This is a genomic window from Rathayibacter sp. VKM Ac-2805 (assembly GCF_009834265.1).
Classification (GTDB): Bacteria; Actinomycetota; Actinomycetes; order Actinomycetales; family Microbacteriaceae; genus Rathayibacter.
The window spans coordinates 2,803,236-2,828,053 of record NZ_CP047185.1 but is presented as its reverse complement, the minus strand read 5'-3'; the positions used below and the strand labels follow the sequence as shown (position 1 = coordinate 2,828,053).

Genomic DNA, 24,818 nt, shown 5'->3' with positions numbered 1-24,818 from the left:
CCACCCCCCACGAGGGTCGCCCCCCTCACACCTTCCGCGGCACCGTGAACACGGTCTCCACTCCCGCCGAGTACAGCACCGAGTCCGGCGCGCGCGTCGCCAGCCCGGGGAAGCCCGCGGCGTCGAGCAGCCCGTCGTCGAGCGCCAGCAGCTCCGCGCGGCGCAGCGGCCACGGCCGGTGCAGGTTGCGGCCGTACCAGGTGGAGCCCAGGTGGCGCTCGTGGTAGGCCCAGCGTGCAGTGAGGAACGAGGCGAGCGGGTCCTCGCCGACCGGGTCGCCCGGGCGGACGACGATCCGGGAGCGGGCGGCCGAGTCCGAGTGCCGGATCGTGTCGTAGATCACCGCGCCGTGGCGGTGCTCGATGCTCATCCGGGCCCAGCGGTAGGGGAGCCCGAACACCGCCTGCGCGGTGAGCACGGGAAGGAGGTGGGAGGCGTCGAGCGAGACGAACACGACTCCGCGTCGTCCCTGCTCGTCGACGGAGTAGAGCCGGACGTTCACCTCGGGGAAGGTGCCGAGCCAGGGCACCCGCGGGCCGCCGAGGAAGGCCGTCCGCGAGAGCCGGAACGGGATCAGGCCCACCCAGGAGGAGCCGTCGTGCTCGTCGGGCCTCGTCCCGGCCGGGAGGTGGGGCGCCACCAGGGCGGGGTCGACCCGCCAGTGCAGGAACGTCGCCTCGGTCCAGCGCTGCTTCAGGATGCGCGGTCCGCCGAGCGCGGGCGCGGAACGGGTGACGGGTTCGACGGAGCTCACGCGCCCATCGTGCTCCGGTGTGCTGCGAGCTCGCCCGTGCAGGCGCGCTCAGCGGCGCGCGGCGAGGGCCTTCAGTGTCTCCAGCACCAGGGCCACCGGTGCGGAGGAGGCGGCGGAGTTCCGCACGACGGCCTCGAGGGAGCGGACGGGCCGGGGACGGACGACGGGCACGGCGCGGACGCCGTCCGGCAGGCGGTGCGCCGCGAGCTCCGGCAGGACCGTCACTCCCATACCCGCGGCGACGAACGCGGCGGCGGTGATGTGGTCGTTGGCCTGGACGTGGAAGGGCGGCGCGAACCCGGCGGCGGCGCAGGCCTCCACGACGTTCCGGCGGCACCAGCCGGTGGGCAGGTCGTTGTCGACCCAGCGCTCGTTCGCGAGCTCGGCGAGGTCGATCTCGCTCCGGGAGGCGAGCGGATGACCGTCGGGCAGGACGACGAGGTAGGGGTCGTCGAGGAGGTGGTGCGCCGTGAATCCGGGGGCGGTCGGCTCGGAGGAGGCGACGAGGAGCTGCACGTCGGGGCGCGCTCCGAGGTCGTCGTCGAGCTCCTCTCCCAGGCGCAGATCGAGGGCGAGGCCGGGGAACGCGGCGGTCAGCCGGCGGGCGACCTCCGGCATCCAGGCGCTGCCGACGGAGGCGAAGTACGTCACCGAGAGGCGGCCGGAGCGGCCCTCGCGCAGCTCCTCCACCACGGCCTCCGCTTCGGCGAGGCGCTCGAGGACGCGGTCCGCCTGGGCGGCGAGGGCGCGTCCGGCGGGGGTCGGGCGGACGCCGCGGCCCACGCGCTCCAGCAGCGTCAGTCCGGTCTCGCGCTGCAGAGCGGTGAGGTGCTGGCTGACGGCGGAGGGCGTGTAGCCGAGGCCGGAGGCGGCTCCCGCGATCGAGCCGGAGGCGACAACGGAGCGGAGGATGCGGAGCCGGTGCACGTCGAGCATGGGACGACCGTACAGTCCGGCTGAACTATCCGACAGTGAACGGAACTGGTGCTGAATCCCCGGCAGCGCCACGATGGCCTCATGACCGACGTCTCCTCCTCCGCCCCGCCCTCCACGAGGGACGCCCTCCTGCTGTGGAGCGCGATCGCGGTCACTGTCCTTCTCTGGGCGTCGGCCTTCGTCGGCATCCGCGCCACGACGGAGGACTTCGGCCCGGGCGCGCTGACCCTCGGCCGCATCGTGGTCGGGTCGCTCGCGCTCACGGTCGTCCGCGTCGTCCTCACCGCCCGGAGGCGACGCTCGGAGGCGGCTCCGGATCCGCGCACGGCGGTCCCGCGCGGGCGCCTCCTCCTGCTCGTGCTGGGCTGGGGGGTCGCCTGGTTCGGGGTCTACAACCTGGCGTTGAACGCTGCGGAGCGGCACGTCGACGCGGGGACGGCGGCGCTGCTGGTGAACATCGCGCCGATGATCACCGCCGTGCTCGCCGGGCTGCTGCTGGGGGAGGGGTTCCCCCGCCGTCTCCTCGCCGGGATGCTCGTGGCGTTGACCGGCGTCGCGGTGATCGCGTTCTCCACCTCCACCGGGCAGTTCGACGTGATCGGCGTCGCCCTCGGCCTGGTCGCCGCCGTCGTCTACGGCAGCGCGGCGACCCTTCAGAAGCGCCTGCTGGGACGGATCGACGCACCGACGATGACCTGGCTCGGCTGCCTCGCCGGCACGGTCGCGTGCCTGCCCTTCGCCCCGGAGCTCGTCGAGGCGCTCGCCGCCGCTCCGCTCTCCTCGATCCTGGCCGTGGTCTACCTCGGGATCTTCCCGACTGCCGTCGCCTTCACGACGTGGGGGTACGTCCTCGCGCGCTCCAGCGCGGGTCGCACCGCGGCGTCCACCTACGCGGTGCCCGCGGTGGTCGTGCTGCTGTCCTGGCTCGTCCTGGGCGAGACCCCGCCGCTCGCCGCGCTGCTCGGAGGCGCGCTCGCCCTGGCCGGAGTCGCGGTGGCGACGCTGCGGAGGCGCCCGAAGGCGGTCTGACCGGCGGCGGATGCTCCTCCACAGCCGCCCGATCGCGTCGAGTCCTCGGACGAGGCGGCTCGCGGGGATCCCGCGGGAGGGCCCGGGATATGCTGGGCGGACGTTCATCCCAGTCGGCGCCGAGCGCCAGGAACGGTGAGGATCCCGATGACCGAGGCCCTGCAGCCGCCCGTCCAGAACGCCCTCTCGCTCACGCCTCCGGAGCCGGTGGCAGCGGTGCCGACCACCTCGGCGCCGTCGATCGCGCCGAAGGTGCCGGAAGCCGCCCTGCCCGGCCTCGAGGCGAAGGTCGACGGCTACCTCGACACGCTCCTGGCGACGGAGTCCCGCAGCCCCGAGTTCGCGACGCGGGCCAACGACATCCGCACGATGGGCGACGCCGACATCCGCTCGGCCGCCGACTCGTCGAACCGGCTGCTGAGCACGCCGGTGCGCGCCCTCCAGGAGGGCGGGCTCTCCGAGGGGTCGACCATCGGCAAGACGCTGCTCGAGCTGCGCCGCACGGTGGAGGATCTGGACCCGTCCGAGGACAACCTGCAGAAGAAGATCCTGGGCTTCATCCCGTTCGGCAACAAGATCACCGACTACTTCCGCCGCTACGAGAGCGCCCAGTCGCACCTGAACGCGATCATCCAGGCCCTGTACGACGGGCAGGACGAGCTGCGGAAGGACAACGCGGCCCTGAATCTCGAGAAGCAGAACCTCTGGGAGACGATGACCCGTCTCAACGAGTACATCTACGTCGCCGAGCGGCTCGACGTGAAGCTCTCGGCGAAGATCGCCGAGCTCGACGCGACCGATCCGGAGCGGGCGAAGGCGCTGCGCGAGGACGTCCTCTTCTACGCGCGCCAGAAGCACCAGGACCTGCTGACCCAGCTGGCCGTGTCGATCCAGGGCTACCTCGCGATCGACGTCGTCATCAAGAACAACGTCGAGCTGATCAAGGGCGTCGACCGCGCGACGACCACGACCGTCTCGGCGCTGCGCACGGCGGTCATCGTGGCGCAGGCGCTCGCCAACCAGCGCCTCGTGCTCGATCAGATCACGGCGCTGAACACCACGACGTCCAACATGATCGAGGCCACCTCGCGCATGCTCGCCGACCAGTCGGCCTCGATCCAGTCGCAGGCCGCCTCGGCCACGGTCGGGCTGCCGCAGCTGCAGGCCGCGTTCGCGAACATCTACCAGACGATGGACTCGATCTCGGACTTCAAGATCAAGGCGCTCGACAGCATGGCCCAGACCGTCGGAGTCCTGCAGACCGAGACGGCGAAAGCCGGCGAGTACGTCGAGCGGGCCCGCCGCAGCAACTCGGACATCGACGCGACGTCCTCGCTCGATCTCGGCCGCTAGCCGATGGGCTGGTTCTCCCGACTGTTCACGGGTGCCCCCGCGGCGCCGGAGGAGACCGCGCCCGCTCTGCCGAGCGTCCCGACGAGCGACGACATCCTCGCGGCGCTCGACAGGGTCGGCACGCGGACGGAGGGCCGGGTTCCCGGCATCGTCGCGGCACGCATCCAGCGGATCGACGAGACGGTCCGCGAGATGGTGCCCCGTCTCGACCGCCTCGGCGGGATGAGCCGTCAGGGCCACACCGTCGTCGCGACCGCGACCAGCTACCTCCCCGAGGCGGTCGAGGGCTACCTCCGCCTGCCGAGGGACTTCGCCGACCGCCGCGCCGTGCACAGGGGGAAGACCTCGCTGATGATCCTCTGCGACCAGCTCGACCTCCTCGGAGGCACGCTCGACCGCATCTCGGCCGCCGTCTCGCGGCAGGACGCCTCGGCGCTGATCGCGCACGGGCAGTTCCTGGCCGAGAAGTTCACGGAGTCCTCGCTCTCCCCGAGCGGTCTCGACGCGCCTCCGCAGCCGGGAGCGCCGTCCGGATCCGGCTCGCTGACCCCGCCGAGCGCCTCGTGACCGCGCTCGCCCCGGCGCTGGACGCCCTCGTGCTCGCGGGGACGGCCGCCGGCCTCGACGCCGCGGCCGTCCGCGACGAGGGTGCACGGCTGGCCGCCGCCGTCGCCGAGTCGATCCGCGGCGCCGGGCAGGACTGGCTCGCCGCGACCGGCGCGACGGGCGGTCTGGAGGCGTTCTTCACCGCCGCCTCGAGCGGCCGGCGCTGGCGGTCGGGGCCGACCGATCAGCTGGCCGCCCTGGTCGGTGCGGGCTCGCACCACTCCTCCGCCTACGCCCGCGCCCTGACCGAGGTCGTCTCGGCGGCCAGCGCTCTCGGCGACCCGGGCATCGGCGGCATCGCCTCCGCCTCCGCGACCGCCGCGGCCCAGCTCTCCGCCGTCCCGGGCGCCCGGGGCGCCGCTCCGACGACGAGCGGAGGAGTACCGCACACGACCGGCCGGACGCCGGACGGTGCCGCGAGCGCCGACCTGCCGACCGGTCTGCCCGCCGGCGTGCCCGGGGTCGACGAGATCCTCGAGCGCCTCCGCCGGACCGAGCACGACGGTCCGCAGGACGAGCCGGCGCCCGCCGCCGCTCCCGCCGCGGAGCCCGCCTCCGAGCCGGAGCCGCTCGACCCGCCGGAGTCCATCGACGACCTGCTCGCCGAGCTCGACGCGCTGATCGGCCTCGACCGGGTGAAGAGCGAGATCAAGCGGCAGACGCAGCTGCTCCGGATCGACACCCTGCGCCAGGCCGCCGGACTCAGCACGCCCACGCTCACCCGCCACCTCGTCTTCACGGGGAACCCCGGCACGGGCAAGACGACGGTTGCGCGGCTGGTCTCGCGGATCTACCGCTCGCTCGGCATCCTCTCGAAGGGCGTGCTCGTCGAGGTCGACCGATCGGAGCTGGTGGCCGGCTACCTCGGGCAGACCGCGACGAAGACCGCGGAGGTGATCGCCTCCGCGCGCGGCGGCGTCCTCTTCATCGACGAGGCCTACGCGCTCGCGCTCGACCAGTACGGCGCGGAGGCGGTCACCACCCTCGTGAAGGACATGGAGGACCACCGCGGCGACCTCGTCGTGATCGTCGCCGGCTACTCCGGGCCGATGCAGGGCTTCCTCGACACGAACCCGGGTCTCGCCAGCCGCTTCTCGACCACGATCGACTTCGCCGACTACTCCGACGACGAGCTCTCGGCGATCTTCGGCCGCCTCGCCGCCTCCGCGGACTTCGAGCCGACGGAGGAGGCGCTCGCCGCGTTCGCGGGCCTCGCCTCGGCGCAGCAGCGCACGGAGGCGTTCGGCAACGGGCGCTGGGTCCGCAACGTCCTCGACGCGGCGATCGCCCGGCACGCCTGGCGCCTCCGCGACGTGGAGGAGCCGACGCTCGACGAGCTGCGCATCCTGCTCCCCGAGGACGTGGTGGAGAGCCCCGAAGCCTCGAGCAGCCCGGACGGAGCCGGCGACGACGACGAGGGCGCGGTCGACGGCTCTGAGGAGGCCTTCGGGCAGGCGGACGCCGCCCCGAGCGGCACGGCCGTCCCCGTCACCGACGACCCCGAGGAGGAGAGCCCTTGAGCACCGCACCCGCCGCGCCGCCCGCGCAGAGGATCCCCGAGCCGCCCCTCGTCCAGGTCGCCAACCGGCCGGCGCAGCGGAAGCCGTCGCTGCTGGCCCGCGCGACCGCGACCACTCCGGCCACCCTGCGCCTCCTGCTCGCCCTGACGGCGCTGGCGGCCGTGCTGTTCGGCGTGTTCGCGCAGCAGGCAGGAGCGATGCAGGCGCGCGCCGCGACGACGGCCCGGGAGCAGTCGGCGCAGCTGCTCGGCGTGCAGAACGTCCGCACGCTGCTGGTGGACGCCAACGCGATCGCGGCCAACACCTTCCTCGTCGGCGGACTGGAGCCGACCGAGCTGCGGGCGTCGTACGTCTCGAGCCTCACCGGCGCCGCCTCCGCGATCGCCGGGCTCTCGGCCGCCGACTCGGCGGACACCCGGGCCCTCGCCCGGGTCGCCAGCAGCATCACGACCTACAGCGGGCTGATCGAGCAGGCGCGAGCCAACAACCGGCAGGGCTTCCCCGTCGCCTCGGCGTACCTCGACCAGGCGTCGACTGCCCTCTCGGGAGACGGCGGCATCCTCGAGGACCTCGACGGGCTCGTCGACTCCGGTGCCGACCGGGTCGCGGCCGCCTACGACGCCGTCCGCTGGAGCGTCCTGCTCATGATCGGCTCGCTCGTGATGCTGGTCCTCCTCCTGGCGGCGCAGCTCTGGCTCGCCCGCCGTACGCACCGCTACCTCAACCGCCCGCTCGCCACGGGGACCGCCCTCCTGCTGGTCGTCGGCGTCGGCGGGGCGCTCGCCTACGGATCGGTCGCGGCGGACGCGGGGACGGCGCGGGTCGAGTCCTACCGCGAGGCGCTCACCGTGTCGAACGCGCTCATCGCCGCGAGCGACGCCAAGTCGCTCGAGAGCTTCACGCTGATCAAGCGCGGCTCCGGCGCCGCCCTCGAGGAGCGCTACACCCAGGCCGTCGACTCCGCCCGGGAGAAGCTCTCGGGCGACCTGCAGGACGAGCTGGCGAGGACACGGCTCGTCGACGAGTTCGGGCAGTGGCAGTCGTTCCACGAGGAGATCCGGGAGGCGGACGACGCCGGGAACTGGGACCAGGCGGTCCGCGTCGCCACGATCACCGGGAACGGCACGCCGAACGACCTCTTCACCACCTTCTCCGACGACGCCCGCGACGTGGTGCAGGAGAAGGCACTGGCCGCCGCCACCACGCTCGACCGAGGCGCGGAGTTCGCGACCCTCGTCTCGTGGATCCTGCTGGCGGCCGGTCTCGCCGGAGCCGTGTTCGCCTGGCGCGGCATCGCCCAGCGACTGGAGGAGTACCGATGAACCGCCTGCGCGCCGCCGCCCTCGCCCTGGCCACCGCCGCGGCACTCGCCCTCACCGGCTGCACGACGGGGGCGGACGACCTCGGCACGCCCCTCGCCGCGGCGACCCCGACTCCGACGGCGAGCGCGTCCGCTCCCGCCGCTCCTGCCGCGGCGGACTGCTCGCCCTCGGCGGTCACCTCCTACGCGCCGACCGGCGTGACCGACAGCACCAGGCTCGCGGAGATCCGCGGGCGCGGGACCCTGCGCGTCGGCGTCTCGGCCGACACCCTCCTGATGAGCGCCCGCAACCCGATCACGGGGGCGATCGAGGGCTTCGACGTCGACATCGCCCGCGAGGTCGCCCGGGCGATCCTCGGCAGCGACTCCATCGACTACGTCGTGATCACCTCCGCTCAGCGCCTCCCCGCGCTCACCGGCGGCGACGGCGCCCCGCAGGTCGACATGGTCGCCCGCACCCTCACGATGACCTGCGACCGCTGGAGCTCGATCGCCTTCTCGTCCGAGTACTACGACGCCGGCCTCAAGGTGCTCGTCTCCGACGACCCCGACGGCGTCCCGATCACGGGCATCGGCGACCTCGACGGCGAGAGGGTCTGCGCGCCCAGCGGCACCACGACGCTCAGCCGCCTGCAGAACGACTACCCGGAGGTCGAGGCCGTCGAGGCCGCCACGCACTCGCAGTGCCTCGCCCTCTTCCAGGCCGGCGAGGTCGACGCCATCGCGGGCGACGACACGATCCTCGCGGGCTTCGTGGCGCAGGACCCGTACGCGAAGGTCGTCGGCGACGCCCTGAGCTCGGAGCCCTACGGCCTCGGCCTGCCCGCCGACGACCCCGACTTCGTGCGCTTCGTCAACGCCTCGCTCGAGAGCATCCGCAGCGACGGCCGCTGGCAGAGCATCTACGAGCGCTGGCTCGGGGTCCTCGGCGAGGCCTCGCCGCCGGCCCCGGTGTACGGCCGATGAGCACCGGTCTCGCGGAGGGGACCCCCGTCGCTCCGGGCCGGCTGGGGGAGGCCGCGCCGCAGCGCGAGCTCTTCGAGTACCTCGCCGCTCTCACCCGCTGGCTCCAGCGGACCACGCGCGAGCTCTCGCGGCTGGACGCCGCCGCGCTGGCGTCGCCGCAGGCCGAGAACTACACGGCCGACGTGGTGCTCGCCCAGTCGCTCCGCGAGTCGGTCACCAGGCGCCTCGCCGAGCTCGAGGCGGTCTGGGACTCCGGCCGCGTCGACGTCGTGGCGCGCGAGCGGATGTCGCAGCTGATCTGGGGCCGTCTCGACGCCTCCGGGAGCGGCGCGGTCTCGCTGGTGGAGGCGGTGCGCCTCTGCGACGCGGTCGTCGGCCAGCTGCGCTCCCGGCTCGAGCTCGACCCCAGCGGCACCGACGTCGCCGGGCGGATCGTGGGGGTGCGCGCCGAGATCGAGCGCTGCCGCGACCTCACCCGCGACGGGAGCGGCACGGTCGACCGCGAGCGGGCGGAGCGGGTCGCCGTGCTGCGCTCCCGCCTCGACGCGCTCGCCGAGCGGGCGGGCCGGGGAGCCGACGTGTCGGGGCCGCTCGGCCAGCTCGAGAGCGACTCCGCCCGGCTTGAGCGCGACCTGATCATCGCCGCGTCCGAGCGGCGCGGACTCGAGCGCGACCGCCGTCGGGCGCGCGAGCTGGCGGAGGCGGCCGAGCGACGCGAGGCGCCGCTGCGCGAGCTCGTGGCCCGCTGCCGCCGCGAGATCGCCGACCCGCCGCGGCTGGCCGTGCCCGACGTCTCCCGGCTGGGCGATCCTCCGTCCGACCGCGAGGCGCTCGACGCGCACCTCGCCCGGCTCACCGCCGTCGGCCGCGCGTTCGACGCGGTCGAGGCCGCCTACACCTCGCCGCTGCGCGAACGGGCCGCCCTCGGCTTCCGCCTCCGGGCGCTGCGGGAGCGTGCCGAGGGCAACGGCCGCGCTGCCACCGCCGTCGGTGTCGCGGCCGAGGAGGAGGTGCGCGCAGCCCTCGACACCGTGCCCTGCTCCGTCCCGCTCGCCCGCCACCTGGTCGAGCAGTACGACGTCGTCACCCGCGACCTCCCGCACCCCGACCCCGCGCACCACCGGAAGGCCACCCCATGAACGGCGCCCCCTGCACCGCGACTCCCGGCTGCACCGGGACGATCGAGGACGGCTACTGCAACGTCTGCGGCCTCCCGCCCGAGGAGGGCGCCGCCGCCTCCACGCCGACCGCGCGCCGCGCCGCTCCGGCCTCCCCGCCCGCCACCGCCTCCGCCGCCTTCGGCACCGGCTTCGTCGAGGGCACCCCCGGCGCCACGGCACCCGGGCCTGCCGAGGAGTCGGCCACCGCGCGCAGCACGCGCACCTCCTCCGCCCGCCTCGCCACCGCCGCCCTCGGCTCCGCCCGCACGGCGCAGACCGGCTCGAAGGTCACCCGCCGCGTCGGCACCACCTCGACCCGACTGCGCGGCCCGAGGCTCGGCGCCGGGCTCACCACCGTCCCGTCCCGCCCGGCCGCCGACCCGATGGCCGCTCTGATGACCGAGGCGGTCCTCCCCGAGCGCAAGCGCTTCTGCTCGCACTGCGGCACCGCCGTCGGCCGCGGGCGCGACGGTCGGCCCGGCCGCACCGAGGGGTTCTGCCCCAACTGCCGCACGCCGTTCTCGTTCACTCCGCAGCTGGTGAAGGGCGATGTCGTCGGCGGCCAGTACGAGGTCGTCGGCTGCCTGGCCTACGGCGGCCTCGGCTGGATCTACCTCGCGCGCGACCGGAACGTCTCGGGGCGCTGGGTGGTGCTCAAGGGCCTGCTCAACTCCGGCGACCCCGACGCGTACGCCGCGGCCGTCACCGAGCGCCGGTTCCTGGCCGAGGTCGAGCACCCGCTGATCGTCGAGATCTACAACTTCGTCCTGCACGACGGCGCCGGCTACATCGTGATGGAGTACGTCGGCGGGCCGAGCCTCAAGCAGATCCTGAAGGAGCGGCTGGACGCCAACGGCGGCGCCGCGGATCCGCTGCCGGTGGACCAGGCGCTCGCCTTCGTGCTCGAGGTCATGCCCGCCTTCGCCTACCTGCACGACCACGGCCTGCTCTACTGCGACTTCAAGCCGGACAACATGATCCAGGTGGGCGACCAGGTCAAGCTGATCGACCTCGGCGGAGTGCGCCGGATCGACGACGAGGACTCCGCCATCTACGGCACCGTCGGGTACCAGGCTCCGGAGGTCGCCGACCTCGGTCCCTCGGTCGCCTCCGACGTCTACACGATCGGCCGAACGCTGGCCTCGCTGGTGCTCGACTTCCGCGGCAACCAGACGACCTTCGTCGCCTCGCTGCCGCCGGTGTCCGAGACACCGCTGTTCCAGCGGTACGACTCCTTCTACCGCCTGATCGCGAAGGCATGCGCTCCCGACCCGCAGGACCGCTTCGCCACGGTGGACGAGATGCGCGGCCAGCTGCTCGGAGTGCTGCGCGAAGTCGTCGCGACCGACCGCGGTCCCGGACACCCCGCGCTGCACTCGACGGAGTCGGCCCTGTTCGAGGCGCCCGTGGCCGACGTGGTCGACCGCGTCCCGCCGTGGGACGCGCTGCCGGCGCTCCGCCGCGACGAGTCCGATCCCGCCCGGTCGTGGCTCGCGGGCGTGAACGTCGCCGACCCGATCGTGCGCCTGCGCGCTCTCGCGCTCGCGCCCACCGTGACGGTCGAGGTGCGGCTCGCCCGCGCCCGGGCGGCGATCGAGGCGCAGCGCTGGGAGGAGGCGGCCCGCGCGACGGGCGAGATACTCACGGAGGACCCGTGGGAGTGGCGGGCGGTCTGGATGAGCGGTCTCGCGCAGCTCGCGCGCGGCGACGACATCGGGGCCCGCGCCTCCTTCAACACCGTCTACGGGCAGGTCCCCGGCGAGCTCGCCCCGAAGCTCGCGCTCGCCGCGGCGTGCGAGGCGAGCGGTGAGCCCGAGGTCGCCGAGTCCCTCTACGTGATCTGCGCCCGCGCCGACGCGAACTACACGGCACCCGCCGCCTTCGGTCTCGCGCGGGTGCGGCAGCTGCGCTCCGACCTCGACGGGGCGCTCGACGCGCTCGACATCGTCGCGCCCACGCGCTCCTCCTACTCCGACGCGCGCCGCCGCCGGGCGGAGCTGCTGGCGGAGTCGGGCCGCGGGCTGCCCGCGCTCTCGGCCGCCCTCGCGAGCGTCGACTCCGTGTCGATCGACCAGCGGACCCGCCTCGAGCTCACGACCCAGGTCCTCGCCTCCGCCCTCGAGCTGGTGCGGCGCGACGGCCCGGCCGAGGGAGCGACCCTCGGCGGAGTCGAGGCGAACGAGGCCGCCATCCGCGACGGCCTCGAGGCCTCCTACCGCGCGCTCGCCGCCTCCACTCGCGAGCGCGACGAGCGCCTGCGCCTCGTCGACCGGGCCAACGAGGTCCGACGCTGGACGCTGACATGAGCGGCGCGCTGTCGACTCCCTGCCCGAACTGCGGCGAGCCGGTCACGACGGGCGACGCGTTCTGCGAGGCCTGCGGGACGCCGCTGATCGTCGCGGCCACCCCCTCCGCTCCGCCCGTCGCCGTCGGAGGATCCGCCGCCTGCGTCTACTGCGGGGGAGCGGTCGCCGAGGACGGCTACTGCGAGCAGTGCGGACGCCCCGCTCCGACCGAGCGCGAGCACTGGGCCGAAGCGCCGCACCCGCTGGTCGGCGGCGTCTGCGACCGCGGGCTCCGGCACCCGGCCAACGAGGACGCGATGGCGCTCGGGGCGACCACCGGCGCCGACGGCTCTCTGAGGACGGCGCTGCTGGTGGTCTGCGACGGGGTCTCCTCGACCCCCGACTCCGACAAGGCGTCGCTCGCCGCGGCCCGTGCGGCACTCAGCGCGCTGCAGGCCGAGGTCGGCGGGGAGAGCGCGGGAGCGGACCGCTGGCGCGCGCTGCTGCAGATGGCCACCGCGCGCGCCTCCGGAGCGATCGACGCGGCCGTGCCCGAGAAGCGGTCGAATCCGCCCTCGTGCACCTTCACCGCGGCGGTGCTGGACGGCGCGCTGCTCGTCACGGGCAACGTGGGCGACAGCCGCAGCTACTGGATGCCGGACGCGGGCGAGCCGCGGCAGCTCACGGTCGACGATTCGTGGGCGCAGGAGCAGATCGCCTCGGGAGTGCCGCGGGAGCAGGCCGAGACGGCGCCCGACGCTCACGCCATCACCCGCTGGCTCGGCGCCGACGCACACGACGAGGAGCCGCGGGTCGCCTCCGAGGAGCTGACCGAGCCGGGCTGGGTGCTGGTCTGCTCCGACGGGCTCTGGAACTACGCGTCCGCCGCCGAGGACCTCGCGCGCGTGCTGCGCGAGGCGCAGGAGAGGGTGGGCGCGGATCCGGTCACGCTCGCGGAGGCGCTGGTCGCCTGGGCGAACGAGCGCGGCGGGCACGACAACATCACGGCCGCGCTGGCGCGGTTCGACCCGGCGGGTGCGGCGGAGACTGCGGCTGAAGCGTCCGCTGCCGAGGTGAACGGTGAGGTGACCGGCACAGCCGAGCAGGATGCCGCCGACTCCGGTGCCGATCCCGATGGTGCGGAGCCGGACGCCGCGGAGCCGGACGCTGCCGGCGCCGGCGCCGCCGACCTCGGCGCTGCGGATCCCAGCGCTGCGGGCCCGAGCGCGGCCGACCCCGACGCTGCGGACCCGAGCGCGGCCCACCCCGCCGCCTCGAGCCCCGATTCGGCGACGCCCTCGCCCGACGCCTCCCGTCCCACCGACTGAGCGCGCCGATCCGTCCAGACCACCCCTCCACCGCTGGACGGATCGGCACCCCCGCGGCCGTGGTCACGCCCCTACAGTCGTCGCCATGAGCATCGCCGAGCCCGCCACCGCCCTGTCCGTCGTCGGCCACTGGATCGACGGGGCTCCCTCGGCCTCCTCGTCCGGCCGCACCGCTCCCGTCTACGACCCGGCGCTGGGAGTCGCGACCAAGGAGGTCGCGCTCGCCGACTCCGCCGAGGTGGACGCCGCCGTCGCCTCCGCGAAGGCCGCCTTCCCCGCCTGGCGCGACACGTCGCTCGCGAAGCGGCAGCAGATCGTCTTCCGCTTCCGCGAGCTCCTCGAGGCGAAGAAGCAGGAGCTCGCCGAGCTGATCACGTCGGAGCACGGCAAGGTCGTCTCGGACGCGCTCGGCGAGATCACCCGAGGCCAGGAGGTCGTGGAGTTCGCGACGGGTCTCGCGCACCACCTCAAGGGCGAGTACTCGGAGCAGGTCTCCACCGGCGTCGACGTCTACTCGACCAAGCAGCCGCTCGGCGTGGTCGGCATCATCTCCCCCTTCAACTTCCCTGCGATGGTGCCGATGTGGTTCTTCCCCATCGCCATCGCCGCCGGCAACACCGTCGTGGTGAAGCCCTCCGAGAAGGACCCGTCCCCGGCGATCTGGCTCGGCGCCCTCTGGAAGGAGGCCGGCCTCCCCGACGGCGTCTACACGGTGCTCAACGGCGACAAGCAGGCCGTCGACGGGCTGCTCGAGCACCCCGACGTCCGCTCGATCTCGTTCGTCGGCTCGACCCCGATCGCGCAGTACGTCTACGAGACGGGCACCCGCCACGGCAAGCGCGTCCAGGCCCTCGGTGGGGCGAAGAACCACATGCTGGTGCTCCCCGACGCGGACCTCGACCTCGTCGCCGACTCCGCCATCAACGCCGGCTTCGGCTCGGCGGGGGAGCGGTGCATGGCGATCTCGGTCGTCGTCGCGGTCGAGCCCGTCGCCGACGAGCTCATCACCAGGATCCAGGACAGGGCGTCGAAGCTGCGCATCGGCGACGGACGCCGCGGCTGCGACATGGGCCCGCTGATCACCGAGGCGCACCGCGACAAGGTCGCCTCCTACATCGCGATCGCGGAGGAGGACGGCGCGGAGGTCGTCATCGACGGGCGCGGCATCGAGGTGGACGGCGACGCGAACGGGTTCTGGCTCGGCCCGACCCTGCTCGACAAGGTCCCCACCACCTCCCGCGCCTACACGGAGGAGATCTTCGGACCGGTGCTCTCCATCGTCCGCGTCGCCTCCTACGAGGAGGGCGTCGCACTCATCAACAACGGCGCGTTCGGCAACGGCACGGCCATCTTCACCAACGACGGAGGAGCGGCCCGCCGCTTCCAGAACGAGGTCGAAATCGGCATGATCGGCATCAACGTCCCCATCCCCGTCCCCGTCGCCACGTTCTCCTTCGGCGGCTGGAAGGCGTCCCTCTTCGGCGACACCAAGGCCCACGGAGCCGAAGGCGTCCGCTTCTTCACCCAGCAGAAGGCCATCACCAGCCGCTGGCTCGACCCCTCCCACGGCGGCATCAACCTCGGGTTCCCGCAGCATTCATAGGCCGATCTCCTCGCTGCGCTCGTCGATCGGCCGCGGTCGGCTCGGGAGGGTGGTTCCGTTTCGTAGAGCGTCATGCGTTCCGCGCACGTCGATCCGCTGCAACGCGGATCACCGGTTGCGCTCCGCACCTGCTGGAGCCGCTCAGCCGGACCAGTCATTCACCGAAGGGCCGAGCGCAACCGGCGATCCGCGTGTGAGCGGATCGTCGTGCGCGGACGTGACCCGCTCTGCAGTACGCGACCACCTTCCCCAGCCGACCGCGGCCGATCGACGACGAAGGAGGAGAGAGGCTATGAGTACAGCGCCAGCGCCGTCCAGAGCTCGGTGCGGGCGGAGACGTCGTCGAGGTCGAGGCCGAGGGCGCGCTCGACGGCGGTGATGCGGTTGCGGAGGGTGTGACGGTGCACGCCGAGGTCACGGGCGGCGGGCTCCCAGGCGCCGTTGCGGCGGAGCCAGACGCGGGCGCTCTCGAGCAGCACGGCTCCCTCCGGGGTCAGCAGCGGTGCGAGCATCCGGCGGGCGAGCGGTGCGGCTCCGGCGGCGGCGAGGAGCCCGATCATCCCCTCGGCGGCGACGTCCTCGAAGCGGACCACCGTCCCGTCTCCCGTCCGCTCGGCGGCGCGCCGCGCCTCCTCGAGGCCCCGGTCCAGGTCCGACCAGCCGATCGGGGCGGAGGCGCCGGCGCTCGCGCCGTGCCGCTCCAGCACGGCGGTCAACGGCTCGAGTCCGTCGGCGGCGGCCACGGCGACGAGCGAGCCGTCCCTCTCGGCGAAGAACAGGCGCGCGCCGTCCTCCTCCGCCACGACCTCCAGCTCGTCGAGGAGCGAGTCGCCGTGCACGGGCGCGCTCAGCACGACCACCCGCACGGGCTCGGCGGGCAGCGGGCTCCCCAGGCGCCGTGCGGTGCTCTCGGCGACGTCGAAGGCTCCCGCGGCCAGCAGCTCGAGCAGTTCGGAGCGCAGCTGCCGGCGGGAGGAGTCCAGCGCGCGCCGCTGCTCCAGCGCGATGCTCGCCAGGGCGATGACGCTCGCGACGAGGTCGCTGCCCGCCGGGTCCAGCGGCGTGCCCGTGCCCACGGCGAGCACCCCGCGCAGGTGGTCGCGGCGCCCGATCGTCTGCAGCGTCACACCGCCGCCGTCGTCGAGCCGGAGTCCCGCTCGGCTGCCGCGGGTCAGCGCGTGCCTCGCGGCCGCGGCGACCGCCTCCTCCGCCGGCACGTCGAGCCGGGTGGGCAGGTGCACCCTCTGCCCGGCCGCGTCGTAGAGGGCGACCCAGCAGTCCAGCTGCCGCTCCAGCTCGGTGAGGATCGCCGCGAGCCCGTCCGGCCGCAGCGCCGCGCGGGCGACCCGCCGCTGCGCCTCGAGCGACCATTCCAGCCGCTCGCGCTGCTCCCGCGAGATCACGTCGGCGACGAACCGGATGATCCCCATGAACGGAGTCAGGTCCGCCACCTCCAGCAGCGGCAGGCCCTGGCGCTCGCACGCCGTGACGAGAGCGGCGGGCACCTCGTCGTGCACGATGCGGGTGGCGAAGCCGAGCGCGCGGATGCCGCGGCCGCGCAGCCGGGCGACGTACTCCTCCGAGAACTCGGCGCTGTCGTGCCCGGTGAAGTGGACGCCGTCGGTCAGCAGCAGCTGACCCGACTCGAGCCAGGGCGTCGGATCGACGAGGTCCGAGGAGTGCGCCCACACCAGGGGGGCGTCGAGATCGGCCTCGTCGTGGACGCCGGCGAGCACGCGCAGTCGGAAGGCCGGTTCGGCCAGCAGATCGCGGACGGTCGCGGGCATGCGCGGCTCCCTTCGACGTTCCGTCCATCGTAGGGTCCGCGGATCGACGGATCCGCACGCCCGCTTCCGAGGCGCGCGCGGCACGATGGGGAGCATGACGTCCTCGACCGCCCCCACCGTCCGCGACAACGCCTCGGTCACCGCCGCCGACCGGTCCCGCGTGTTCCACTCCTGGTCGGCGCAGGGCGCGCTGAACCCGCTGCCGATCGCGGGCGGTCTCGGCGCCGAGGTCTGGGACGTCGACGGCACCCGCTACCTCGACTTCTCGAGCCAGCTCGTGAACGTCACCATCGGCTACCAGCACCCGAAGGTCGTCGCCGCGATCCAGGAGCAGGCGGGCGTCCTCACCACCGTCGGCCCCGCCTACGCGAACGAGACCCGCGCCGAGGCGGCCCGCCTGATCACCGAGCGGGCGCCCGAGGGCATGGAGAAGGTCTTCTTCACCAACGGCGGCGCGGATGCGAACGAGAACGCGATCCGCATGGCGCGGCTGTTCACCGGCCGCGACAAGGTCGTCTCGCTGTACCGCTCGTACCACGGCAACACGGGAGCGGCGATCGTCTCGACCGGCGACTGGCGCCGCATTCCGAACGAGTACTCCCGCGGGCACGTGCACGCCTTCGGGCCCTACCTGTACCGCAGCGAGTTCTGGGCGGAGACCCTCGAGCAGGAGTGCGAGCGCGCGCTCCACCACCTCGAGCGCGTCGTGCAGGCGGAGGGGCCGGAGTCGATCGCCGCGTTCCTCCTCGAGACCATCCCCGGCACCGCCGGCGTGCTCACCCCGCCCCCCGGCTACCTCGCGGGTGTGCGCGAGATCGCCGACCGGTACGGCATCCAGCTGATCCTCGACGAGGTCATGGCGGGCTTCGGCCGCACGGGGGAGTGGTTCGCCTTCGACGCCTTCGACGTGCGCCCCGACCTGATCACCTTCGCGAAGGGCGTCAACTCCGGCTACGTCCCGATCGGCGGCGTCGTCATCTCGGATCCGATCGCCCACCACTTCGACGAGCGCGTCTTCCCCGGCGGCCTCACCTACTCGGGACACCCGCTCGCCGCGGCCAGCGTCGTCGCGACGCTCGAGGCGATGGAGGAGGAGGGGATCGTCGACAACGCGCGCACCATCGGCTCGGAGCACCTGGCCCCCGGCCTGGCGGCTCTCGAGGCGAAGCACGACCTGATCGGCGAGGTCCGGGGCTCCGGAGTGTTCTGGGCCCTGGAGCTGGTCACCGACCGGGCCGCGCGCACCCCGCTGCCGGCGGCCTCCGTCGCCCGCCTCAAGGCCGACCTGCTGTCCCGCGGCCTCCTGCCCTTCACCGCCGACAACCGGATCCACGTGGTCCCGCCGGCCGTCATCACCCCCGCCGAGGTCGCCCGCGGCCTCGGCATCCTCGACGACGCCCTCACCGCCTTCAGCGGCTGACCGCACTCCGTTCCGAAGGCAGCGGCGTCCTCGCGAGGCGTATCCGGGGATCCGCGTTCCAGCGGATCCGCGTCGCCGTGCGCCTGCCGCTCTTCGGGACCCGGCCGCGCGCTCGGGCCGACTGCGGGACGCCGCGCGGGGAGCGGCGTCCTAACCAGCGGCGTCTTCGCGAGGCGTATCCGGGGATCCGCGTTCCAGCGGATCCCCGTCGCCGTGCGCATCCCGCTCCTCGAGACCCGGCCGCGCGCTCGGGCCGACTGCGGGACGCCGCGCGGGGAGCGGCGTCCTCGCGAGGCGTATCCGGGGATCCGCGTTCCAGCGGATCCCCGTCGCCGTGCGCCTGCCGCTCTTCGGGACCCGGCCCCGCGCTGGAGCCGACTGCGGGACGCCGCGCGGGGAGCGGCGTCCTAACCAGCGGCGCCGTCGCGAGGCGTATCCGGGGATCCGCGTTCCAGCGGATCCCCGTCGCCGTGCGCGACCCGCTCCTCGGGACCCGGCCCCGCGCTCGGGCCGACTGCGGGACGCCGCGCGGGGAGCGGCGTCCTAACCAGCGGCGTCCTCGCGAGGCGTATCCGGGGATCCGCGTTCCAGCGGATCCGCGTCGCCGTGCGCCTGCCGCTCTTCGGGACCCGGCCCCGCGCTGGAGCCGACTGCGGGACGCCGCGCGGGGAGCGGCGTCCTAACCAGCACTGTGCAAGGCGAACGCCGTCACGAACCCGAGGACCGCGTACAGCCCGGTGAGCACGTCGTCGCGGTCGAACGCCTCGGGGATCATCGTGTTCGAGATCATGGCGAGGATCGCGCCGGCGGCGACGGTCGTCACGAAGGCCACGACCGCGCCCGGTGCGGTGGCGAAGACCAGGAAGCCGACCAGCGCTGCGGCGGCCGAGATCGCGGCGATCCCGCCCCAGACGGTGAAGACGTAGCGGGCGGAGCGGCCGTCGGCTTTCATGCCGACCGTCGAGGACAGGCCCTCGGGGAGGTTCGAGATCGCGACCGCGGCGACGATGGGCACGCTGATCGCCGCTCCCGCGCCGCCCTGGGCGACCGAGAGGCCGAGCACGATCGATTCGGGGACCCCGTCGATCAGGGCGCCGGCCGCGATGGCCGCGCCTCCTCCTCCGCCCGACCCCTTCGCGCTCTTGCGGTTCCCCGCGCCGGCGCGGGTGAGCAGCGCGTCCGCGCCGACGAAGACGACGGCTCCCGCGAGCGTGCCGAGGATCGTCGGGAGCAGTCCTCCGTCGTCCGCCGCCTCCTGCACGAGCTCGTAGGCGAGCGCCGAGATCAGCACCCCTGCTCCGAACGCGGAGATCGCGGCGGTGAGCTTCGGGGGCACGCGCACGAACCAGGCGAGCGCGGCGCCGATCAGGAGGGTGGCGCCGCCGATGGCGCCGCTGGCGAGGGCGAGGGTCCAGGGAGGCACGGCTCCACCCTGGCACCGGCGGCGTCCGGTCGCGGCGGGCTTGACGGGGGCGCTCCGGCGGCGCTCGACCCGCCTCCGCCCGCCCCGACAGCTGTCGTGCAGGCGTCGGGCCGCGATGCCCGGCCGATCCTCGGCGATGGAGGGCCGCTCGGGCCGGGCGTCCCCGTAAACTGCCGGAATGGCGGAGTTCAGCGCGAGTGTTTTCCAGAACGAGTTCCTCTCGGACGGCGCCACCGACGTGCACGCCATCGTCACGGTGACCGCGTCCGGCACGGGGGTCGCCGGGTCCGACGGGGCCGCGGCCGAGATCATCATCGTGGACTGCTCCGGATCGATGACCGGCGAGAACATGACGGCCGCCAAGCGCGCCGCCGCCGTGGCGGTCGACCAGATCCTGGACGGCACCTTCTTCGCCGTCGTGGCCGGATCCGAGCGCGCCGACCGCGCCTTCCCCTACCCCAACGCCACCGTCTCGATGGTGCGGATGGAGCCGGGGGCGCGGGCCGCGGCGAAGGAGGCGATCGGCTACCTCCAGGCCGACGGCGGCACCGCGATGGGCACCTGGCTGACCCTCGCCCGCCAGCTGTTCGCGACCGTGCCGGAGGCGACGCAGAGGCACGCGATCCTCCTCACCGACGGCAAGAACGAGCACGAGTCGCGGATGCAGCTGGACGCGGCGATCCGCGCGGCGTCGGGCGACTTCCAGTGCGACGTGCGCGGCGTCGGCTCCCGCTGGATCGTCGAGGAGGCGCGCACCATCGCGAGCGCCCTGCTGGGCACCGTGGGCCTGATCGCGAACCCGGCCGACATGGCTGCCGACTTCGAGTCGCTGATGCGGGCGTCGATGGGCCGGGGAGTCGCCAACGGCGAGCTCCGCGTCTGGACTCCGCAGGGCGCGCAGCTGCTCTTCGTCCGCCAGGTCGCTCCGAACCTCGAGGACCTCAGCTCCCGGCGGAACGCCGTGAACCCGCTCACCGGCGCCTACCCGACCGGCGCCTGGGGCGACGAGTCGCGGGAGTACCACGTGGCGGTCCGGGTCGCGTCGAAGCCGGTCGGCTCGGAGCAGCTCGCCGCGCGGGTGCAGCTCAGCGTGCGCGACGAGGTGGTCGCCTCCGCCCTGGTGAAGGCGCGCTGGACGGACGACTCCGCCCTGACCGCCCGCATCGACCCCGCCGTCGCCCACTACACCGGCCAGACCGAGCTCGCCTCGGCGATCCAGGACGGGCTCGCAGCCAAGGCGCGGGGCGACGAGGCGACCGCCACGGTCAAGCTCGGGCGCGCGGTGCAGCTCGCCTCCGTCACCGGGAACGACGAGGCGACCGCGAAGCTGCGGAAGGTCGTCGAGATCGACGACCCGAACGAGGGCACCGTGCGGCTCAAGCGCGGCGTGGACCGCCTCGACGAGATGGCGCTGGACACCGCGTCGACCAAGACCACGCGGGTGCGCAAGTGAGCTTCCGCTGCCCCGAGGGGCACACCTCGCAGTCCGGCGACTACTGCGACGTCTGCGGAGCGCCCATCGGTGCCGCTGCGGCCCCGTCGCCCGCCCCCGCCGCGCCGACCACCGCGATCCCGACCGGCCCCTCGGTCTGCCCGCACTGCTCGTTCCCGAACGAGCCCGGCGCCCTGTTCTGCGAGAACTGCGGCTACGACTTCACGACCGGCTCCCTCCCCGAGGCCGATCCGTTCACCTCCTCCGGTGCCGTCCGCGCTCCGGGCGAGGTCGGCGGCTCCGCGACGCCGTCGGGGGACCCGGCCCAGCACCTGGGCGAGGCGCCCGCGCCGCAGGCCGATCCCGCGGCTCCCACCGAGCTGGTCCCGGAGCAGGAGGCCGGCTTCGACACCCCCGTCGCGACCGCGCCGCCCGCCGCTCCGCCGACCGAGGTGATCCCGGAGGCCCCTGCACCCGAGGCCGCAGCCCCCGACGCGGCACCCGAGGCCTCAGTGTCGGAGGAGGAGTCCGCGTCCGCGCCGGCCACCGGCTCCGCCCGCCCCGCCGCCGCTTCCGCGGACCCGGACCGCCCGTGGATCGCCGAGCTCTGGGTCGACCCGGAGTGGTACGCCGAGCAGCGCGCCGACGACCCGATGCCCTCGCCCGGCCCGCCCGCGACCGTCGTCCTCCGCGAGCGCACCCTGCTCGTCGGCCGCCCGTCCGTCTCCCGTGGCATCTCGCCGCAGGTGGACTGCGGCTCCGACTCCGGTGTCTCGCGGCGCCACTGCCAGCTGAGCACCGACGGCTACCGCTGGTGGGTCGAGGATCTGCAGTCGGCGAACGGCACGTACCTCGCACCGGCCGGGGCGTCGCTTCCGCAGTCGCCGATCGCCGCCGGTCAGCGCCGCGAGGTCGAGGAGGGCGATCGAATCTACGTGGGCGCCTGGACGCGGATCGTGCTCCGTCCCGCGTTCCCCGGCGAGGCCTAGGGCCTCGCGCCCGGTCGGTCAGCGACCGGCGAGCGCTCCGAGCATCCACGACAGCGCCGCGATCGCGCCGACGCCGACCACGCTCGAGCCGATGATCACGGAGCGCCGGATCCGTGCCGCGCGCGAGTCCGAGGCGGTCGGCGCGCCCGAAGCCGAGCCCGTCGTCATCCCGCCGCGGAGCCGGTGCGCGACCTCGTCGGCGGTCGGCCGCTTCTCCGGGTCCCGCTGCGTCATCGAGGTCAGCAGCGCCCGCCACTCCGCAGGCAGGGTGTCGGGCACGGAGGGGCTGCGGTGGAGGCGGGCGATCGCCGCCTCGAGGACGGTGCCCGAGTACTCCCGGTGACCGGTGATCGCCTCGAGGAGGACCAGGCCGAGGGAGAAGACGTCGCTCGCTCCGCTGATCGGCTCGCCCGCGACCTGCTCCGGGCTGACGAAGCTCGCGGTGCCGATCACGACGCCGTCGCTGGTGAGGCGGGAGCCGTCCATGAAGTGCGCCACGCCGAAGTCGGTGAGCTTGGCGGTGCGGGCGTAGCCGCTGGAGGCGACCTCGCTGACCAGGATGTTCGCGGGCTTCACGTCGCGGTGCACGACGCCGCGCTCGTGCAGGTAGGCCAGGGCCTCGGCGAGCTGCGTGCCGATCGCCGCGACCTCCGCCGCCGGGAGGGGGCCGGACTCGAGCCGCGCCTCCATCGTGGGGTCGGCGACGAGCTCCATCACGACGTAGCGGCGGACCTCGCCGCCGAAGTTGTGCAGCCCCGCGTCGAAGAGGTTGACGATGCCGGGGTGGGCGAAGGAGCTCAGCATCCGCACTTCGCGCTCCTGGCGGGCCACGTCCTCGGGGTTCGAGGCCTCCGCGCGGAACACCTTCACGGCGACCTCGCGCTGCACGGTCTCGTCGCGGGCCCGGTAGACCGAGCCCATCCCGCCGGAGCCGATGCGCTCGATCAGGTAGTAGCGGCCGGCCACCTTCTGCTGGGCGGCGTTCGCGGCGACGGTACTCATGGCGATCCCGCCTTCCGCTCGAACGGTGCGCTCCGGAGCGCACGAGGTGGGCGCCTGCGACGACGGTACCGCGGGGCGGCGCCGGCCGCGTCGGCGGAACGGGGGGATTGACACTCCCGGCCCCGGACGGGGGGACGAATGGCCGCTCAGCGCACCGATCCGCACCCCCCCGCCGCGGGGTCAGCGGAGGCCGCTGCGCGCGAAGCCCTGCACGAAGTAGCGCTGGAACACCAGGAACAGCACCACCATCGGCACGACGTTCACCAGGGCGAACGCCATGGTCGCTCCGTAGTCGCTGCCGAACTGCCCCTGGAGGAAGAGCAGCCCGATCGGGAGCGTGAACAGCGCGTTCTCCTTCAGGGCGATGAGCGGCCAGGCGAAGTCGTTCCAGGAGCCGAGCAGCGACATGAAGAAGAGCACGGCGATGAGCGGCTTCGAGAGGGGGAGGACGATGGCCGTGAACACGCGGAAGTGCCCGGCGCCGTCGATCCGGGCCGCCTCGATCAGGTCCCGCGGGATCGCGAGGATGAACTGCCGCGCCAGGAACAGCCCGAACGCCGAGGCCGCCGTCGGCAGGATCACCGCCCAGTAGCTCCCGTAGAGGCCGAGGTCGGTGACGAGCCGGAACAGCGCCACCATGATCACCTGCACGGGCAGGGTGAGCGTCGACAGGGCCAGGAGGAAGAGCACTCCGGATCCGCGGAACCGCAGCTGCGCGAAGGCGTAGCCGCCGAGCAGGTTGATCGTCACGGTGATCAGCGCGGTGACCAGGCTGATCGCGAGGGAGTTGCCGAACCAGGTCGCCACGGGGAACGACGAGAACACCCGCTCGAAGTTCACCAGCGTCAGCTCGCGCGGCCAGAGGCGGAGGGTGCCGCCGAGCAGCTCGGACCGCGAGGAGAACGCGACGACGACCATCCAGTACAGCGGGAAGACGATGACCACCGAGACACCGAGGGCGAGGGCGAGGCGGAGCAGGCGCGAGGTGCGCGACGTGCGGATCATTCGACGAGGTCCCTCGAGCGGTTGGTGCGCCACTGCACCGCGGTGAAGATCATGGTCAGGATCAGCAGCACGATGCCGATGGCCGCGGCGTAGCCCTGGTCGCGGGTGACGAAACCGGTGTCGTAGGCGTAGGTCACGAGCACCGAGGTCGCGTTCTGCGGTCCGCCGCCGGTGAGCACGAAGACGATGTCGAACACCTGGAACGAGTAGATGACGTTGAGGATGAGCAGGAAGAACGACGACGGGCCGACCAGCGGCAGCGTCACGTGGCGGAACTGCTGCCACGCGTTCGCTCCGTCGAGCCGGGCCGCCTCGTAGAGCGCCGGGTTCACCCCCTGCAGCCCCGCCAGGTAGATCAGCATGTTGAAGCCGGTGCGCCACCACAGGGTGACGAGCACCACGGAGGCGAAGGCGGCCGCTCCGCCGGACTGCCAGGCGATCCGGGGGAGGCCGATCGTCTGGAGCATGCCGTCGAGCACGCCGCTGTTCTCGTCGAAGATCAGCACGCCCATCAGCGCCGTCGCCACGCCGGAGACCGCCATCGGCAGGATGAGGATGCTGCGGAACACCGGACGCGCGGGCAGCACCGAGTTCATCAGCACCGCCGCGCCGAGGCCCAGCGCCATCGAGAGCGGGGTCACGATCAGGGTGAACAGCGCCGTGTTCAGCGTCGAGCGCCAGAAGAGGCCGTCGCCGAGCAGCCGCGCGTAGTTGTCGAGCCCGACGAAGACGCCGTCGCCGAAGCCGTTCGTGCGCTGGAAGCCGATCAGGAACGCGCCGCCCAAGGGGACGAACACGAACAGTCCGAGCATCAGCAGGTTCGGCGCGAGGAACGCGTAGGCGGCCGCCGTCTCGCGGGCGGGGGCGCGGGAGGTGCGCCGGGGGCGGGCGGTCACCGC

Annotated in this window: 20 protein-coding genes; 13 read left to right on the top strand and 7 right to left on the bottom strand. The window is 73.7% G+C overall.

The genetic code is table 11. The features are described from left to right. Positions 1–25: 25 nt before the first annotated feature. Positions 26–754, bottom strand: a complete 729-nt coding sequence (locus GSU40_RS13225) for a DUF2071 domain-containing protein (protein WP_104237664.1) — start codon at positions 752–754, stop codon at positions 26–28. A gap of 48 nt (positions 755–802) precedes the next feature. Further along, the gene (locus GSU40_RS13220; RefSeq protein WP_104267139.1) at positions 803–1,690 is read right to left on the bottom strand and encodes a LysR family transcriptional regulator; all 888 of its coding nucleotides are present in this window, start codon (positions 1,688–1,690) and stop codon (positions 803–805) included. Positions 1,691–1,771: 81 nt separating this feature from the next. On the opposite strand from GSU40_RS13220, the gene GSU40_RS13215 reads away from it, so the two are divergent. The 10 genes from GSU40_RS13215 to GSU40_RS13170 all read left to right on the top strand — a co-directional run bounded on the left by GSU40_RS13215 (position 1,772) and on the right by GSU40_RS13170 (position 14,861). Continuing rightward, positions 1,772–2,719, top strand: coding sequence for a DMT family transporter (locus GSU40_RS13215; protein WP_160035249.1), 948 nt, complete (start codon positions 1,772–1,774; stop codon positions 2,717–2,719). Positions 2,720–2,866: 147 nt separating this feature from the next. After that, positions 2,867–4,072 carry a toxic anion resistance protein gene (locus tag GSU40_RS13210; RefSeq protein WP_104223833.1) on the top strand — a complete coding sequence of 402 codons (1,206 nt, stop codon included), beginning with the start codon at positions 2,867–2,869 and terminating at the stop codon, positions 4,070–4,072. A gap of 3 nt (positions 4,073–4,075) precedes the next feature. Further along, positions 4,076–4,639 carry a hypothetical protein gene (locus GSU40_RS13205; RefSeq protein WP_160035247.1) on the top strand — a complete coding sequence of 188 codons (564 nt, stop codon included), beginning with the start codon at positions 4,076–4,078 and terminating at the stop codon, positions 4,637–4,639. Beyond that, positions 4,636–6,198, top strand: a complete 1,563-nt coding sequence (locus GSU40_RS13200; protein WP_244229483.1) for an AAA family ATPase — start codon at positions 4,636–4,638, stop codon at positions 6,196–6,198. The genes GSU40_RS13205 and GSU40_RS13200 overlap by 4 nt, the downstream gene beginning before the upstream one ends. Then, positions 6,195–7,520 (top strand): hypothetical protein, encoded by a 1,326-nt coding sequence (locus tag GSU40_RS13195; RefSeq protein WP_104226187.1) that lies wholly within the window; start codon positions 6,195–6,197, stop codon positions 7,518–7,520. Before GSU40_RS13200 ends, GSU40_RS13195 begins: the two co-directional genes overlap by 4 nt. Further along, positions 7,517–8,485 carry a glutamate ABC transporter substrate-binding protein gene (locus tag GSU40_RS13190; RefSeq protein ID WP_104233136.1) on the top strand — a complete coding sequence of 323 codons (969 nt, stop codon included), beginning with the start codon at positions 7,517–7,519 and terminating at the stop codon, positions 8,483–8,485. The genes GSU40_RS13195 and GSU40_RS13190 overlap by 4 nt, the downstream gene beginning before the upstream one ends. Then, positions 8,482–9,624 (top strand): hypothetical protein, encoded by a 1,143-nt coding sequence (locus GSU40_RS13185; RefSeq protein WP_160035245.1) that lies wholly within the window; start codon positions 8,482–8,484, stop codon positions 9,622–9,624. Before GSU40_RS13190 ends, GSU40_RS13185 begins: the two co-directional genes overlap by 4 nt. Further along, positions 9,621–11,951: a serine/threonine-protein kinase gene (locus GSU40_RS13180; RefSeq protein ID WP_104223838.1), complete on the top strand. Its 2,331-nt coding sequence runs from the start codon at positions 9,621–9,623 to the stop codon at positions 11,949–11,951. Before GSU40_RS13185 ends, GSU40_RS13180 begins: the two co-directional genes overlap by 4 nt. Next, positions 11,948–13,258, top strand: a complete 1,311-nt coding sequence (locus GSU40_RS13175) for a PP2C family serine/threonine-protein phosphatase (RefSeq protein WP_160035243.1) — start codon at positions 11,948–11,950, stop codon at positions 13,256–13,258. The genes GSU40_RS13180 and GSU40_RS13175 overlap by 4 nt, the downstream gene beginning before the upstream one ends. Before the next feature lie 85 nt (positions 13,259–13,343). Further along, positions 13,344–14,861, top strand: a complete 1,518-nt coding sequence (locus tag GSU40_RS13170; protein WP_160035241.1) for a CoA-acylating methylmalonate-semialdehyde dehydrogenase — start codon at positions 13,344–13,346, stop codon at positions 14,859–14,861. A gap of 290 nt (positions 14,862–15,151) precedes the next feature. Here GSU40_RS13170 and GSU40_RS13165 read toward each other — a convergent pair whose 3' ends face one another. Next, positions 15,152–16,648 (bottom strand): PucR family transcriptional regulator, encoded by a 1,497-nt coding sequence (locus tag GSU40_RS13165; protein WP_160035239.1) that lies wholly within the window; start codon positions 16,646–16,648, stop codon positions 15,152–15,154. Between the two features lie 94 nt (positions 16,649–16,742). Here GSU40_RS13165 and GSU40_RS13160 point away from each other — a divergent pair, with 94 nt between their 5' ends. After that, entirely contained in the window at positions 16,743–18,068 is a 1,326-nt protein-coding gene (locus GSU40_RS13160; RefSeq protein ID WP_104282233.1) for an aspartate aminotransferase family protein, read from the top strand. Positions 18,069–18,747: 679 nt separating this feature from the next. Here the strand turns inward: GSU40_RS13160 and GSU40_RS13155 are convergent. After that, a complete protein-coding gene (locus tag GSU40_RS13155; protein WP_104223842.1) occupies positions 18,748–19,491 on the bottom strand; it encodes a ZIP family zinc transporter in 744 nt (247 codons plus the stop codon). A 178-nt stretch (positions 19,492–19,669) separates the two neighbouring features. Here GSU40_RS13155 and GSU40_RS13150 point away from each other — a divergent pair, with 178 nt between their 5' ends. Together GSU40_RS13150 and GSU40_RS13145 are read left to right on the top strand one after the other, a co-directional pair. Continuing rightward, positions 19,670–20,944, top strand: coding sequence for a VWA domain-containing protein (locus tag GSU40_RS13150; protein ID WP_104223843.1), 1,275 nt, complete (start codon positions 19,670–19,672; stop codon positions 20,942–20,944). Then, entirely contained in the window at positions 20,941–21,912 is a 972-nt protein-coding gene (locus GSU40_RS13145) for an FHA domain-containing protein (RefSeq protein WP_160035237.1), read from the top strand. The genes GSU40_RS13150 and GSU40_RS13145 overlap by 4 nt, the downstream gene beginning before the upstream one ends. An 18-nt stretch (positions 21,913–21,930) precedes the next feature. On the opposite strand, the gene GSU40_RS13140 is transcribed toward GSU40_RS13145, so the two are convergent. From GSU40_RS13140 to GSU40_RS13130, 3 genes are all read right to left on the bottom strand, one after another. After that, positions 21,931–22,914, bottom strand: coding sequence for a serine/threonine-protein kinase (locus tag GSU40_RS13140; protein WP_104223845.1), 984 nt, complete (start codon positions 22,912–22,914; stop codon positions 21,931–21,933). 180 nt (positions 22,915–23,094) lie between these two features. Continuing rightward, entirely contained in the window at positions 23,095–23,919 is an 825-nt protein-coding gene (locus tag GSU40_RS13135) for a carbohydrate ABC transporter permease (RefSeq protein WP_104223846.1), read from the bottom strand. Continuing rightward, positions 23,916–24,815, bottom strand: a complete 900-nt coding sequence (locus GSU40_RS13130; RefSeq protein WP_244229482.1) for a sugar ABC transporter permease — start codon at positions 24,813–24,815, stop codon at positions 23,916–23,918. Before GSU40_RS13130 ends, GSU40_RS13135 begins: the two co-directional genes overlap by 4 nt. Between the last annotated feature and the right edge of the window lie 3 nt (positions 24,816–24,818).

Excerpts from the sequence above, each read along its gene's own strand:
- GSU40_RS13135 (WP_104223846.1), bottom strand. The coding sequence starts at position 23,919 with ATGATCCGCACGTCGCGCACCTCGCGCCTGCTCCGCCTCGCCCTCGCC.
- GSU40_RS13215 (WP_160035249.1), top strand. The coding sequence starts at position 1,772 with ATGACCGACGTCTCCTCCTCCGCCCCGCCCTCCACGAGGGACGCCCTC.
- GSU40_RS13210 (WP_104223833.1), top strand. The coding sequence starts at position 2,867 with ATGACCGAGGCCCTGCAGCCGCCCGTCCAGAACGCCCTCTCGCTCACG.
- GSU40_RS13140 (WP_104223845.1), bottom strand. The coding sequence starts at position 22,914 with ATGAGTACCGTCGCCGCGAACGCCGCCCAGCAGAAGGTGGCCGGCCGC.
- GSU40_RS13220 (WP_104267139.1), bottom strand. The coding sequence starts at position 1,690 with ATGCTCGACGTGCACCGGCTCCGCATCCTCCGCTCCGTTGTCGCCTCC.
- GSU40_RS13185 (WP_160035245.1), top strand. The coding sequence starts at position 8,482 with ATGAGCACCGGTCTCGCGGAGGGGACCCCCGTCGCTCCGGGCCGGCTG.
- GSU40_RS13180 (WP_104223838.1), top strand. The coding sequence starts at position 9,621 with ATGAACGGCGCCCCCTGCACCGCGACTCCCGGCTGCACCGGGACGATC.
- GSU40_RS13175 (WP_160035243.1), top strand. The coding sequence starts at position 11,948 with ATGAGCGGCGCGCTGTCGACTCCCTGCCCGAACTGCGGCGAGCCGGTC.
- GSU40_RS13165 (WP_160035239.1), bottom strand. The coding sequence starts at position 16,648 with ATGCCCGCGACCGTCCGCGATCTGCTGGCCGAACCGGCCTTCCGACTG.
- GSU40_RS13150 (WP_104223843.1), top strand. The coding sequence starts at position 19,670 with ATGGCGGAGTTCAGCGCGAGTGTTTTCCAGAACGAGTTCCTCTCGGAC.
- GSU40_RS13190 (WP_104233136.1), top strand. The coding sequence starts at position 7,517 with ATGAACCGCCTGCGCGCCGCCGCCCTCGCCCTGGCCACCGCCGCGGCA.
- GSU40_RS13205 (WP_160035247.1), top strand. The coding sequence starts at position 4,076 with ATGGGCTGGTTCTCCCGACTGTTCACGGGTGCCCCCGCGGCGCCGGAG.
- GSU40_RS13170 (WP_160035241.1), top strand. The coding sequence starts at position 13,344 with ATGAGCATCGCCGAGCCCGCCACCGCCCTGTCCGTCGTCGGCCACTGG.
- GSU40_RS13160 (WP_104282233.1), top strand. The coding sequence starts at position 16,743 with ATGACGTCCTCGACCGCCCCCACCGTCCGCGACAACGCCTCGGTCACC.